General features: G+C 56.4%; 12 protein-coding genes. 11 read left to right on the plus strand and 1 reads right to left on the minus strand.

Going from position 1 to position 14,593, the window contains the following annotated elements:
* Positions 1-165 precede the first annotated feature (165 nt).
* From THTE_RS14570 to THTE_RS14605, 8 genes are all read left to right on the plus strand, one after another.
* On the plus strand, positions 166-693 hold the full coding sequence (locus THTE_RS14570) for a chemotaxis protein CheX (protein WP_095416114.1): 528 nt from the start codon (positions 166-168) through the stop codon (positions 691-693).
* Between the two features lie 631 nt (positions 694-1,324).
* A complete protein-coding gene (locus tag THTE_RS14575) occupies positions 1,325-1,540 on the plus strand; it encodes a hypothetical protein (RefSeq protein ID WP_095416115.1) in 216 nt (71 codons plus the stop codon).
* A 181-nt stretch (positions 1,541-1,721) separates the two neighbouring features.
* Positions 1,722-3,167 (plus strand): tRNA (N6-isopentenyl adenosine(37)-C2)-methylthiotransferase MiaB, encoded by a 1,446-nt coding sequence (gene miaB / locus THTE_RS14580; RefSeq protein ID WP_095416116.1) that lies wholly within the window; start codon positions 1,722-1,724, stop codon positions 3,165-3,167.
* Positions 3,168-3,190: 23 nt separating this feature from the next.
* Positions 3,191-6,325: a bifunctional [glutamate--ammonia ligase]-adenylyl-L-tyrosine phosphorylase/[glutamate--ammonia-ligase] adenylyltransferase gene (gene glnE / locus THTE_RS14585; protein ID WP_095416117.1), complete on the plus strand. Its 3,135-nt coding sequence runs from the start codon at positions 3,191-3,193 to the stop codon at positions 6,323-6,325.
* 182 nt (positions 6,326-6,507) lie between these two features.
* Positions 6,508-7,026 carry an rRNA maturation RNase YbeY gene (gene ybeY, locus THTE_RS14590; protein ID WP_095416118.1) on the plus strand — a complete coding sequence of 173 codons (519 nt, stop codon included), beginning with the start codon at positions 6,508-6,510 and terminating at the stop codon, positions 7,024-7,026.
* Between the two features lie 39 nt (positions 7,027-7,065).
* Positions 7,066-8,406, plus strand: a complete 1,341-nt coding sequence (locus tag THTE_RS14595) for a hemolysin family protein (RefSeq protein WP_095416119.1) — start codon at positions 7,066-7,068, stop codon at positions 8,404-8,406.
* 188 nt (positions 8,407-8,594) lie between these two features.
* Entirely contained in the window at positions 8,595-9,653 is a 1,059-nt protein-coding gene (locus tag THTE_RS14600) for a nitrilase-related carbon-nitrogen hydrolase (protein WP_157732128.1), read from the plus strand.
* A 107-nt stretch (positions 9,654-9,760) separates the two neighbouring features.
* The gene (locus THTE_RS14605; protein ID WP_157732129.1) at positions 9,761-10,468 is read left to right on the plus strand and encodes a TlpA family protein disulfide reductase; all 708 of its coding nucleotides are present in this window, start codon (positions 9,761-9,763) and stop codon (positions 10,466-10,468) included.
* Here the strand turns inward: THTE_RS14605 and THTE_RS14610 are convergent.
* Positions 10,460-11,251 carry an SOS response-associated peptidase gene (locus THTE_RS14610; protein ID WP_095416121.1) on the minus strand — a complete coding sequence of 264 codons (792 nt, stop codon included), beginning with the start codon at positions 11,249-11,251 and terminating at the stop codon, positions 10,460-10,462. The two genes, THTE_RS14605 and THTE_RS14610, sit on opposite strands and share 9 nt — an antisense overlap.
* Before the next feature lie 183 nt (positions 11,252-11,434).
* On the opposite strand from THTE_RS14610, the gene THTE_RS14615 reads away from it, so the two are divergent.
* From THTE_RS14615 to THTE_RS14625, 3 genes are all read left to right on the plus strand, one after another.
* On the plus strand, positions 11,435-12,307 hold the full coding sequence (locus THTE_RS14615; protein WP_095416122.1) for a dihydropteroate synthase: 873 nt from the start codon (positions 11,435-11,437) through the stop codon (positions 12,305-12,307).
* Positions 12,308-12,404: 97 nt separating this feature from the next.
* The gene (locus THTE_RS14620; protein WP_095416123.1) at positions 12,405-13,286 is read left to right on the plus strand and encodes a homocysteine S-methyltransferase family protein; all 882 of its coding nucleotides are present in this window, start codon (positions 12,405-12,407) and stop codon (positions 13,284-13,286) included.
* A gap of 54 nt (positions 13,287-13,340) precedes the next feature.
* Positions 13,341-14,552, plus strand: coding sequence for a uroporphyrinogen decarboxylase family protein (locus tag THTE_RS14625; protein WP_095416124.1), 1,212 nt, complete (start codon positions 13,341-13,343; stop codon positions 14,550-14,552).
* Positions 14,553-14,593: the final 41 nt, after the last annotated feature.

A 14,593-nucleotide genomic window follows, 5' to 3' on the forward strand; every position in this document is an offset into this window, starting at 1 on the left:
GAAGCCGCTGGTTCCGGCGGCTTCTTTTGTTTCTCGCTGTCTCAACCTCCAACCGTGACCCATGATTTACTGAAATTCCGAGATTTAGACCTGCCAACGGCTCAGCGCCATCGGTCGGCGGGCAGACCGACCGGTGGATACCGCTGGACACGGAGGAACGTCCTGATGAGCACCATGACGATTCCTGATCATGTCATTCCGTTACCGGGAGATCCACGGCTGGCCCATGCGCTGGTGGCTGCCGTGGAAGATGCACTGAGCATGTGTGGGGCCAGAGCCCGACTGGTCGGAATCACAGCAGTTCCGACCCACGAGCCCGGCACGATCACGGGCGTGTTAGGTGTTCATGGGAAGGCCACGGGGTTTCTCATTTTCAATGTCTGCGAACCGGTCGCCAAAGCTCTGACGTCCGGGTTCCTCCAGGAAAAAGTGGATACTCTCAACAGCCACGTCGTGGATACAGTGGGAGAACTTACGAATCTCGTGGCTGGCGGGCTGAAAAAGCGGGTGGCCGACACCCCCTGGGCGTTTCAATCGGTGACCGTTCCCTCAGTCATCATCGGCCACAACTACCAGATCGCCTACGCTAAAGGCATAACTTATCTGGCGGCTACATTCGAGCAAGAGAACGCGGAGGCCCTCTTTCTGGACCAACGGCTATTTCAGGCGGCGGTGTCGCTTATCCGCGTGTAGACTGTCCCTCCTAACCCATGGATCTGTTCGCTTTTTTACTGGCCCAAAGGGCGCAGCATTCCCCTCGGAGCGCACGCGCAGCCAAAGTTGCCGGGGATCTGCGGAACGAACCGTAATTACCGGAAACCGCAAAGGCTTTCCTATCGTTTGGCACGGCGATTGCTCTAAGACAGGCTGCGCATGCGTGAGTTGGCCTCGCCGCATGAGCCGGGACAGAGAAGAGGACCCTTTCAACCCCAACAGGGGCCGGCAGATAGAAGAGGCCAACGAAGCGGACCGGGACCGTCGGGCTCCCCCCCAACACGCGATGCTCTCCTCCGCAACGACGAGGAACCCACCCGACGGGCCGGAACACCGGCTTCTATCCCCAGCAGGCGAGCTGGCAACGGCCACTCGCCTGTATTTTTTTGCTATAGCAAAATGCAACATGTGTTGCAATATTGATCACTCCATCGTGGTATATAAACTACTACCTGTGGTAGCAGACTTCCCCGACCGTACCAATGTGTTTTACCTCACCAGCAAACCGATCAGGAAAAACCTCTGTCTACTCGATCCTTCCGCAAGATAAAATGACACCGATGTGGTAACTCGACCGCCGGTCCCGGAAAGCGCGCCATAGGATGTAACGATGGCAGATGGATGGTTCACCTGGGACATTGTCCTCTGGTTGGTCCTCGCTTTTGTGGGGATTAACCTCCTCTTGCAGGTGATGTTGCGCTTTCGGGCATCGTGGATCAGCCGTTTTCAGGAAGAGATTCAGCAGTCACAAAAACGGGCGGGTCGAAATATGGACTCGAGGGAGGCCGACGGGCCCGCTTCCGCCGGGCGGGGGACAAGTCCCTGACGAGCGCTGCTCAGCCCGTGAAAAACACCGCGTTCGTCGGTCGGAATTCGGTGGAAATTGGAGGCGGCAAGCCGCGCTCAATCCTATGTACGGCAACGCACCCTTGTTGGAAAAAAAGAGTACTCTCGGCAGTCCACGTTGAATTGGCTCAGCCTGTTAATCTCTATCGCCAATAGATCAGGTGAAGTCGATGCGCAAACGGTTCTACATTGAAACCGTCGGTTGCCAGATGAACGAGCTGGACAGCGAACTGGTCGTGGCTGCGCTTCAGGAGGCGGGCTACGAGCAAGTTTTCCAGCGTCAGCAGGCCGATATTATCCTTTTCAACACCTGCAGCGTACGGCAGCACGCAGAGGACAAAATTTACAGCGCTCTGGGAAGGCTCAAGCATCTCAAGGAGCAAAAACCCGGTAAAGTCATCGGAGTGTTGGGTTGCATGGCCCAGAAGGACCAGGAACTCATCCTCAAGCGCGCGCCGCACGTCGACCTGGTTGTTGGTCCCGGACAGGTCGCCCGCCTGCCGGAACTTCTCGAATCGCTCGCGCAGGGGAAAGGTCCGATCATGGAGGTCAGCCTGGATCGCCGGGGCCAACCCCGCCAGAAGGTGCAGGCCAGTTTCCTCAACCCTGATCGGCAGAACCGGCCGATTGTCCGACCGGTGAAGCACCAGGCGTTCGTTCGCGTGATGTTCGGCTGTGACAAGTTCTGCACCTACTGCATCGTGCCGAAAGTAAGAGGCCCGGAGCAGAGCCGTTCCCCGCAGGAGATTCTGGAGGAAGTCCGCCAGCTTGCCGATCAGGGATGCGTGGAGATAACACTCCTGGGCCAAACGGTGAACAGCTATCGGTGGCAAGAACCAGGCCGCACAATCCGATTGGCAGATTTACTCCAAAGAGTCCACGAGGTACCGGGAATCCGGCGAATCCGGTTCGTCACGAATTATCCGCGGGATATGTCCCGAGAACTGCTGCAAGCCGTTCGTGATCTGCCGAAGGTTTGTCCGTACCTCCACGTTCCCGCGCAAAGCGGCTCGAATGCCGTTCTGAAGCGGATGAAGCGGGGTTACACAATAGAAGAATATTACGAGATGCTGGCCAGCATTCGGGAAATTGTTCCGGAGGCAGCCATCACCAGCGACTTCATTGTGGGATTCTGCGGTGAAACAGAGGAGGACTTTGAGCAGACGGTGCGACTCGTGGAAGCCGCTCGATTCAAAAACAGTTTCATTTTCAAGTACAGTCCGCGACCCGGCACCAAAGCCTACGAACTATTCCCCGATGACGTCCCCGATGAGGTGAAACGACGGCGCAACAACGAGTTGCTGGCGATCCAAAACCGTATCAGTCTGGAGGAGAACCAGCGGTTCATCGGTCAAACGGTGGAAGTCCTCGTGGAAGGACCGAGCAAGATGGCGGAGCGGCAGTCCGAAAAAAACTCCTCTTCCATTCAGTTGACCGGTCGCACGGTTTGTGACCGCATCGTCGTCTTTGAAGGCTCAGCCGACTTGGCGGGACAGTTTGTAAAAGTCACAATCAAAGAAGTTAGCCCGGTCACCTTGTTCGGGGAACTGAGTTTGGCCAGACTAGACACGCATGCAGATCGGCTGGGCGCACCCGTATCGGCGTAGCATTCAAAGAACCACCGCCATCGATGGAGATAGCAACCGTTCGGTCTTTCCTGGAACAGCCAGAACTCGCTCGGAGCTGGCTTGGGCGATTGAAAGTCCGCGATGTCGATCGTGGTCTGAGGAATTTTCTGGGAATCGCTCGGCAGGGAATCCCTCCCGACTTACTTGCTCACCTCGCCCATCAGCTTGGGGAGAGATTACCCACCCTGGCTGATCCGGACATGGCGCTCAATAATTTGGAGCGATTTTTTTCGGCCGCCAGAAACCCGCTCTCTTTGGCCGCCCTGTTCGAGCGAGATCCAGAGGCGCTCCCACCACTCCTCCAGATTTTCAGCACCAGTCAGTTTCTCAGTGATATCTTGGTGACCGATCCAGAAGCCTATGACCTGTTGCGACTTACGGAGGGAGAACCGGTTGCCCGACAGGTTCTGGTGGATGAACTGACCGCCGAGGTCCGCGCGCTTCCCCACGAGATGGAGATCCTTGCGGCGTTGCGACGGTTCAAAAGGCGAGAGATGCTCCGCATCGCCTATGGCGATATCGTCGTCGGGCAGAGTGTCTCGACGGTGACTCGCCAGCTTTCTTATCTTGCCGACGCAATCCTGCAGGCTGCATATGAAAGCGCCCAGCGTCGGCTCGCTCCTACCCTTGGGCTTCCGCGGCTTCCGAGCGGTGCAGAAGCCCGATTTGTAATTCTGGCGATGGGAAAACTGGGTGGCGTTGAGCTGAATTACTCCAGTGATATCGACCTGATCTTTCTTTATGAAGGTGAAGGGCAAACCGATGGGCCGCGATCGGTCACCAATGCCGAATACTTTTCCCGCCTGGTCCAGGAGATCATTCGATTACTGACTCAGCGAACGGAACTCGGGGCGGTGTACCGGGTTGATCGGCGGCTGAGCCCGGAAGGTGAGCACGGCCCGGCTGCGATGAGCGTTCCGGCCGCACTCCATTATTACGATGTCCGGGGCAGAACCTGGGAGCGTCAGGCGTTCATCAAGGCCAGGCCTGCCGCCGGATCACTTGATCTGGGCTATAGCTTTTTGCAAGAGCTGGAGCCGTGGATCTACCGGCGCTACCTCAGCCGCGCTGACATCGCGGGCATCAAAACGCTGCGCAGGAAAATCGAGCAGCGGGTGCATCAGCAGGGCGTGGACCAGCGGGACGTCAAGAACGGCTGGGGCGGAATCCGCGATATTGAGTTTGTTATTCAGTTTCTCCAATTACTCCACGGTGCCGACTTACCCAGCGTTCGTACGGGAAACACCTTGGAGGCCATCGCGGGTCTGGAACAGGCGGGATGTCTCACGCATGCAGAAAGCAGCCATCTCCAGGAAAGCTACAGTTTTCTCCGTAAGCTGGAGCACCGCCTGCAGATCATGTTCGACCTGCAAACGCACAGCATCCCCAACGACCCCACGGAAGTTCAGAAGTTGGCTATTCGGATGGGGTATGGCGACGGGGCGAGTGGTTCAGCACGGGACCAATTCGAAAGAGATTATCGACGTTTTACGACGCGCAATCGGCAAATCTTGAACCATTTGCTCCACGATGCATTCACCGATGATTCTGAAACCGCGGCCGAAGTTGAGTTGATCCTGGATCCCGAACCAACCCCGGAGTTTATTCACAACGTCCTCTCGCGACACCGGTTCCGGGATATTCCCCAGGCATACCGGAATCTCATGAATCTTGCCGAAGAGCGGATTCCGTTCCTATCGACCCGTCGCTGCCGCCATTTTCTTGCCTCAATCGCGCCGATGCTGCTGTCTGCCATTGCAGCGACACCGGACCCGGATGCGACCCTCGTCACGCTGAATCAGGTGAGTGACTCTCTGGGTGGAAAAGGCGTCCTCTGGGAACTCTTCAGCTTCAATCCGCCCTCCCTCAAGCTGTACGTCCAGCTATGCGCGTACACGCCGTTTTTGGCAAGCCTCCTGATCAGCAATCCCGGCATGATCGACAGCCTTATGGACAGCCTGGTCCTCGATAAGCTGCCGGACCGGCGGTTCATGGAAATGACGTTGCGCGAACTTTCCCTGGCGGCCGAGGATCTGGATCCGATCCTGCATGCTTTCAAGAACGACCATCTTCTGCAAATCGGTGTCCGCGACCTGCTGGGCAAGGATGATGTGGAGGCGATCACCCAGGCCATCAGCGATCTCGCTGAAACGTGCCTCACCGAAATTGTCGTGCGGGAGTACGAACAACTGGTGCTTCGCTACGGCCAGCCCACTGTGGGCGAGGGCCTCCGCCAAGGACAGCGAGCGGAGATGGTGATCCTCGCCATGGGGAAGTTCGGCGGCCGCGAAATGAATTACCAGAGTGATCTGGACCTCGTTTTCCTCTATGAGGAAGACGGCAATACCGTGCCGGTTGTGGAGTCCGGTTACGTTCGTCCTCGCGATACAACCACCAATCAGCATTTCTTCAGCGAGTTGACACAACGGATCATTCGAAGAATCTCTTACCTGGGGCCGTATGGCCGGCTGTATCAGGTGGATGCCCGCCTTCGCCCCACCGGAAGGAGCGGCACGCTGGTCTTTTCCCTGCGCGAATTTGCCAATTATTTTTATCAGGGAATGGGGCAGCTCTGGGAACGTCAGGCGTTGTGCAAAGCCCGACCGGCCGTCGTTTCCGAGAGAATGAGACCTGTCGTGGAATCACTCATTCAGGACGTGATTTACAGCGAACCGTGGCGTCCGGAGTTCGCCTTGCAGATCGCCGACATGCGCCGACGACTGGAAGAAACCGCCAAGCCACTGGACATCAAACGGGGACGGGGCGGGATCGTCGACGTGGAGTTCCTCGTCCAAATGCTCCAGCTTCGGCACGGTCGGGAATACCCTGAAATTCGCAAGACGTCGACATTTGCGGCCATGCGGGCCCTGCATGAAAAAGGCCTGCTGCGCGAGCAAACCTTCAACGAACTTTACGAAAGTTATCGGTTTCTCCGGGCCCTGGAAAACCGACTCCAGCTTGTTGCACCGACGGCGAAAAGTCGAATTCCGGAAGATCCCACCGAACTTGCCCGGCTGGCCCATCTCATGAGTGCCGAGGATCCAGGAAGTCTCGTACAAACAGTAGAACAGTACCTCGCCCGAAACCGCTACCACTGGGAAACGACGGTAAACAGGCTTGCCGAAGGAAAAGAATAACCGATCGCGAGGCGTTCCTGCCGTGCGAAATCGATGTCGCCGGGAAGGCCAGCCAAAACATCCGCCGATCTGCCCACCGGAAGGTTTGAATTGGTCGAACTCGCGCGAGTGGACAGCCCCCGTTGAAACCATGGGATGATGTTACTGGCGTTAGATAAAGCTACCCGTTGGAGGGATGACCTTTGGTCCGCATAGAAATCGCGAATCAAATAAAACACCTGAAATTGGACCGGCCGCTCATTCGACGTGCCATCCAGCGGATTTTGCGCCAGGCCAACATCAAGACCGGCGTGGTCAGCGTGGCGATCGTGGATGATGCCACCATCGCTAGCCTCCATGGACGTTATCTCAATGACCCTGCTCCGACGGACGTCCTCAGTTTCGTCCTCGAGACAGGCCCCGAACATCTCGAAGGGGAAGTGGTCGTGAGTTACGACACGGCAGTAACCAGAGCAAAGGAACTCCGTGTCCCTGTGACATCCGAGTTGTTACTCTACGTTGTGCACGGTACACTACATTTGGTCGGGTACGATGACGTCACTCCAGCGCTGCGTCACAAAATGCGGATCGCGGAAAAAGAGGTGTTCGAAGCATTGAAAATCCCCTATCCTGGCCCCGAGAAGAACCGCATGAGCAAGCGTGGCAGAACCCGCAGAGTGAAAAAGAGTCGCGGGACTGGCAGCGGATCGGGGAACGGATGAAAAACTCGGGCTTGTTTGGAGTCCGCAAAAACGGAAAAGATGCCAGAATTGTGGTGGTTTGTATCGGCGGTTGGGCTTGTCCTGGCCTGCATGGCGTCCACTGGTACCCGCGCACTCTCCGACTATTCGCGACACGATCTCGAAGAGTTATGCCGCAAGCGAAAACAACCTGAGCGACTGCGGGCGGTTCTCCAAAACTACCGTCAAGCATCCATTGCAGCGGAATTGCTGGAAATTGTGCTCCTAATCCTTGTTATCGCTCTCAACGCCATACGCTGGACCAAACTGTGGAATGACGCCCAGTCTGCGGGACTCCTGCCTCAAATCAAAATTGTGGTCCCCTCTGTGGTGGGCGCATCGATCGCCATCCTTTTTGCAACCGTGTTTGTCCCCAGGGCCATATCCCTGCTCTGGGCGACTCCCGTCGTTTTCTACGGCTGGCCCCTCTGGAAACTCCTGACTCAACTGATGGCTCCCTTCCTGCTGCTCAGCCAGATAACTGAAGTGGCGATCAGCCGCGGTGCGGGGCGGTCGATCCCTAAGGAATCCGAAGAACAGTTTGAAGAAGAAATCCGCACCCTGGTCACCGAGGGCGAGAGGGAGGGTCTTATAGAGGAAGAAGCTCGGGAAATGATCGAGGGAGTCATCAAACTGGCAGACGTCACCGTTTCCGAAATCATGACACCCCGGACAGAAATGGTGTGTCTGCCCAGCGATGTGTCGTGGGAAGAGATGCTTCAAACGATCATCCGCGAAGGACACACGCGCATTCCCGTTTTTGAAGAAACCCGAGATAACATCATCGGCATCCTCTACGTTAAAGACCTTTTGCCGTATCTTGCACAGCCCGCGGCCGAACAGCGGCCGGCCTGGACCACACTGCTGCGCGAGCCGGTCTTCGTCCCGGAAACCAAGTCCGTCCATGCCCTCATGCAGGAATTCCAAAAAACCCACAATCATCTGGCCGTGGTTCTTGATGAATATGGAGGTGTCTCAGGCATCATCACTCTCGAGGATATTCTGGAAGAAATCGTGGGAGAGATTGAGGACGAACTCGATCACGAGACCGTCCAGGAAATTGTCATTCGTGAGGATGGCCGAGCAGAGGTGCGCGGTTCCGCGCGGGTGGAAGAGATTAATCGTCGGCTGAATCTCAATTTGCCCGAAGATGAGGAATACGACACGATTGCCGGATTGATGATGACCCATCTGGGCCGTGTGCCGCGGGTGGGCGAATCTTTGGTTGTTGCGAATGTCCGCCTCACGGTTTTGGAAGGAGATCGCCGTCGCATCAGAAGAATCTTTCTCGAACCATCCGCGGATTCAGAACCAGGCCTGGATCAGCACCGCGATGGGGCGGGAGTTGAAGTCTCCTCGTAACTCCCGACAAGTATGTAGCTTTGATCGCAACGTGCCCCCAGGAGACCGGGGTTGCCCGGAAGATCGCCGCGGAAAGGGGTTTCCTTCTGAGACACTTCACCAGGTTCGGAAACAGCAGTGTGCACATGTCATAAAGCGGAAACATCGTCGGAAAGCCGAATCGTAATCCGAAGGGCAAAGGAAGATCCATGTCTGAGTCATTACAACGCTATTACGCAGCCCTCTGTCAAACAAATCTGCCCAACGCCGTGGACATGGCAGGTATGCACCGAAATGTCGGTCGCATGCTGGAGATGGCCCAGTACGCCGTCAAGGGCTACGAGCCTTTTTTCCCGGTGAAACTGGTGGTATTTCCTGAATTTGCTCAGGTGGCGCCCGTGTTCGAAACCGTGGAGGAACTCCACGATCGACTGGCCGTACCTATCCCTAACGAATTCCTCGATCGATATTGCGACTTAGCCCGTAAACTTGGCGTTTATATCCAGACGAGCAGCTTTCTGGAAAAGGATTCCCGCTATCCCGGTCACGTCTTTAACACGACATGCTTGGTAGGTCCTGATGGAATCCTCTTGAAATACCGCAAGGTCCATCCCTGGATTCCTTGGGAGCTTCACACCAGCCCCCACGATCTCCCCGACTATCAGGAACCGTTGTTCCCGGTGGTTCAGACTGAGATCGGCTGCCTCGGCGTCGCCATCTGCTACGACTGGCTCTTCCCCGAGGCCATCCGCCAGCTCGCCCTCCAGGGGGCCGAAGTGCTTTTGCGTGTCTCCGCCTACATGGACCCCTGGGGCACCGCCTCGCCGATGGAATGGTGGACGCTCGTCAACCGAGTGCGGGCGATTGAGAATTTGGCCTATGTCGTGGCCTGCAATCAGGGGGCTTCCCTGCGAAACTACCCACCTTTTAGCTGGCCGGGAGGCAGCATGATCGTGGACTACGATGGGCGGATCATCGTGCAGGCGGAACCCGGTACAGGCGAAAAGATCGTTGTTGGCCCGGTCGATATCGCCGCTGTTCGGGAGGAGCGTAACCGCCGACTGGGACATCACATGCTGGCACACCTCCGTACCGAGGCTTATTCCGGTTACCGAATTTCCATCTATCCCCAGGCCGCCACCAGTGCTCCGCCCACCGCAGACGATGTGAACAATCGGATCAACATCGGCCGACTTCGCTGGCGTCAAGCATGCCAGCAACTAAAAAAGCAAACAGAAACGGTGAGTGAGAACGAGGCCCACGTGTGAGCAGCACCCCATCGCGAAATTCGGTCAATTTTTGGCGGATACTTGCCAGGAGGCAAAGAATATCGCCTGAATCTTTCGCCGGCCGCGACAGGTCAGCCAGAAAACGGTTGCTTGGTGATCTGCTGCTCGCCGCTGTGTGCTTCGCTCTCGTGTTTGCCATATTCTTTTGGCGTCCGATGGGCCAGCCGGATCCCACCAGGCATCCAGCAGTTGGAAAGCCAGGAGACTTTCTCCATGTCTACTCGTTGGAAGAACTCCTCAAGCCAAGCGGTATCGTTGAATCGACGGCACCCCAGGTGATCGCCCCAGTGACTTTAGACAAGCTCCAAGGACATGTGACCGTGGTTGTGTTTTGGGGCCCCTGGATTCCCACCAGTGAAGAAGCAGTTTCCCGTCTCGCTGGCATGCTCCCGGTGACAACGCGAAAAGATTTTCGTTTTGTGGCGGTTGCTTGCCCACCACCCCCTGATCGCACTCTCCCGGAAGACTTCTTGGTTTGGACACACACGACCTGGCAGGGCCTGCATGTCCCCACGCTATGTTATGTTGATCTGGAACGAACGAGCCAGTACCGGTTCCTGCTCCTTGCCCAGCCCGAGGTGTCTGAAGCGGCTACTCTTCCTCCGCTCCCCATCCCCACGATTGTTCTCCTCGATCGCAACGGACTGATTCGCGCGGTATGGACGGGATGGCTTCCGGGATACGATCGCCAGGTGAGTCAAATGGTGGACCGACTTTTGGGACCATCGGTCAGTGAGACATCGCAATCGCCCGCCGACTCCGGGACATCCGTGCCATCTCCAGAATCACGATGAGTTGTTATCAAATAGTGTGCCTGTCCCGGCGGCAGGCTCAACGCACCGTGGCCCCTCGTGTCGCGTTGAATTCACGTAGGAAGAGACCGCCACGGCCTCCATTTCGTCCTCAGGGTACGGCCGAATCCATTCCCGCAGCCTGTCAAACTGGATGATCGTGGGGTTCAGCCACAAGTCATAGGCCTCAGGCGGCAAGATGAGGGGCATCCGGTTGTGGAATCTCGCCACCAGCGGATTGGGTTCCACCGTGAGGACGGTACATGTCTCCAGGATCTCACCGGTTGGGCTGTGCCACTGATCCCAAAGGCCGGCCAGGGCAAACAGCCTGTCACCCCGCAGGCGAATGAGATAAGGCTGCTTCCCTCTGGAAGACGCCTTCCACTCATAGAAGCCGTCCGCCGGAATGAGACACCGGCGGTACCGGGCGGCAGTCCGAAATGCAGGCTTTGTGCCCACGGTTTCCGCCCGAGCATTGATCAATCGGTTCCCCACAGAAGGGTCTTCCGCCCAGTGCGGCACCAGGCCCCATTTGACCCACGCCCATTCCCGCTTTACAGCAGGCTCCGCGTCGCTGCCGACGGCAGGCGAGGCTGATTTCGGGGAAGCCGCATTGATCTCGGGAGTTCGCTCTTCCGCACCAGGCTCGGCCTGCTGTGCCCGAACTATTCCAACCATTTGCCCCGGCCCGATGTTATAGCGAGGTGAAAAATCGGGAAGGTCCAGCAGGCGAAAATGATTTGCCACCTCTTCAGGTGTCGCACGCAATGTGAATCGGCCACACATCAGGAAGTCCTACCAGCCGTGTTCCTGCTCTTGTCTTCCACCGCGAATACCTATTCTATCGATTGCCCGCGTTAAAAACGTACAGATCCCACCTGGCCGGGTGGCAAAAACGCCCGAAACGTGCTAAAAAATCATCACTTGTTCGCTGTCGTCCAGCACGGACCCTTGACCGAGGAGGGACCCATGGCCATTCCAGGGCTTACGATTATTGGGGAATCAATTAACGACTCTGTGCCTTCGACGAAGGCACTTTTCGACGCTGGAGATCTTGACGGAATTGTGGCGCTCGCAAGAAGTCAGGCGGAGGGTGGAGCCGCCTATATCGATGTCAACATCGGCTCCCGAAGCCCCGAGCTCATGGCTGAAGTGGTCCGCCGCATTCAGGAAGCCATCGACAAGCCACTTTCCATCGACACCCCTGATCCTCAAATCGCCCGGGCGGGATTGGAAGCCTACTCGATCGAACGTGCGAAAGGTGCCAAGCCGATCCTCAATTCAATCACCGTCTCCCGCGAGGAAATGTGGCGCCTTTATGAAATCCGGCCATTCAAGCCCATTCTCTTGGCAACCGAAGTCTTGCTCGATGGCCGCCCGCAACCCGCACGCACTGCGGAGCAAACCTACCAGGCAGCCAAATATCTTGTGGATCTCGCGCGAAAGTATTGCCCGGGAATTGGAAATGACGATTTGATTATCGATCCCGGTATCGTACCCATTGCCAGTGATACTGAAGGAAATCTGAAACGGCTGTTGGGTGCGATGAAGCTCATTCACGAGGATCCCGACCTGGCCGGTGTGCACATGTCGGTAGGCTTGAGCAACTTCACCGTCATGCTTCCGTCCAAGCGGAAGGATGGTTCTCCGGTGAAGAGTGCCCTCGAGTCGGCCTTTCTCACCAAGGCCATGCCGCTTGGTCTGGATATGATCATCGGCTCGGTCAAACGGAAATACGAACTGCTGCCGGAAGACCATCCCGCCATGCGGTGCCTGGAAGCAGTGCTCCAGGCCGATGGCTTTGATGCAATCATGGCAGTACGAAGATTCTATGCGGAATAAGCGATGTGCAGATGCAACTTTGGCAATTTTTTGATGAGGTTTTGTAACTGACAACGTTCTTCCCGAAGCCAAGCTATTGACAGACAGAGGATGCTCGATGTTGCACGTCGTGATTCAGGAACTGCTGCAAAAAGCCCCCGTGATTTTGGATGGAGCATGGGGAACTCAATTGCAAGCCCGCGGGTTACCGGTGGGTGCGTGCCCCGACGAATGGAATCTCTCCCATCCAGCCGACGTGGAGGCAGTTGCCCGCGCCTATGTGGAAGCAGGAAGCCAGATCATCCTCACGAATACCTTTGGCGCCAATCCCATCACACTGGAGCGCCACGGCCTGGCCGACAAAACGGTCACGATCAATCGGGCAGGTGTTGAAATCTCAAAACGGGCAGCAGCGGGCAAAGCACGCGTGTTTGCCTCCATCGGACCGACGGGTGTGATGCTCATGATGGGCACCAAGACGCCCGAAGAAGTGCGGTCAGCGTTCCTCGTTCAAGCCCAGGCACTGGCCGAGGCCGGAGCGGATGGTTTGGTCATTGAAACCATGTCCGATCCTGCCGAGGCTCTCCTGGCCCTAGAAGCGGCCAAAACCACCGGTTTACCCGTCGTGGCCTGCATGACTTTCGACTCGGGAAAAAATCGGGACCGAACCATGATGGGAACCACGCCCGAACAGGCCGCCGAACAACTCTCGGCCGCCGGTGCCGAGGTCATTGGTGCCAACTGTGGCGCGGGTCCGGAGAATTATGTCACTATCTGCCGACGATTGAAAACCGCGACGGACCGCCCCATTTGGATCAAGCCCAATGCGGGTCTACCAGAAATCGTGGATGGTCGAACCGTGTACCGCATCACCCCCCAGGAATTCGCGGAGTACGTGCCCAAGCTGGTCGAAGCAGGGGCGAGTTTTATTGGAGGGTGCTGTGGAACAACGCCGGAGTTTATCAAAGCGGTTTGTCATCTCTTGGCAAACGCCGGCTGAAAACTTACTGCATCAGTTGTCTCAGTAACTTTCCTGCCGATTGCAACTTGAACAATGACTTCACGCGAACGCGTTCTCTGTGCGGTGTCTCACCAGGAGCCGGATCGGGTGCCCATCGACTTTGGGGCCACACGACAAACCGGGATTGCGGCCGCCGCCTACCATCGCCTCAAACAGCGTTTGGGTTTGATCACTCCCACCCGTGTCTATGACGTCTACCAGATGCTTGCCGAAATCGAACGACCGATCCTGGAACGTTTTGGTGCCGATGTTATTGGGCTTCACAGGCGCCGAGTGGCCTTTGGAATCGCCAACGAAAATTGGAAACCCTGGCAACTGTTTGATGGCACGCCGGTCGAAGTGCCGGGCGAGTTTAATCCCGTCACGGAACCCGATGGTTCACTCACACTCTACGATCAGCAGGGGCGCCCTATCGCGAAAATGCCCAAGGACGGTTTCTACTTTGATCGACTTGATAAATATCCGGGCGCTGCCCATGTGGATCCAGAAACGCTGGACATTCCCCTCCTTACCCAGCAGGAGTGTGACGAACTTGGAGCCCAGGCGGAAGCATTGTACCGCAACACGGATTTCGCCATCATCGCAGCGATGGGTCCTCCTTTTGAACTTTTCTTTGGGCTCGGAACTGGCGATTTCGCAGCCTGGATGATCACCTTGGTCAGCGAACCGGACTACGTCCGAGCATTGTACGAACGCATTGTCGAAGCCTGGCTCGAGAATTTGCGGCGCTTCCATCAGGCGGTCGGTGACCACATTCAGATTATTCAATTTAATGATGATCTCGGAACGCAGGATCGCCCGTTTCTATCTCCAAAATTATTCAAAGATCTCATTTTTCCATACTATAAAAGGGGGCTCGATTGGATCCACCAAAACACGAACTACAAAGTGTTCATGCACAATGACGGTGCGATTTATGACTTTATTCCGATCTTGATTGAAATGGGGGTGGACATCCTCAACCCAATTCAGACCACGGCCAAAGGCATGGATCCCGCGCGCCTCAAGGCAGAATTCGGCGATAAACTTACTTTTTGGGGGGCCGCGTGTGACTGTCAAAGAACGCTGCCATTCGGAACGCCCGAGGACGTTGCCCGAGAGGTGGAAGAAAACATCCGCATCTTAGCCCCTGGCGGCGGGTATGTGTTTGCATCGGTCCATAATATTCAAGCTAACTGCCCGCCTGAGAATATCATGGCAATGTTTGACACAGCGCTTGCTAAAGGCCGATATCCCATTCAGTAGTCGAATATATTCCTGTTTATTTTCACATTCCGAGCAATATG

It is taken from the genome of Thermogutta terrifontis, from assembly GCF_002277955.1.
Taxonomy (GTDB): domain Bacteria; phylum Planctomycetota; class Planctomycetia; order Pirellulales; family Thermoguttaceae; genus Thermogutta; species Thermogutta terrifontis.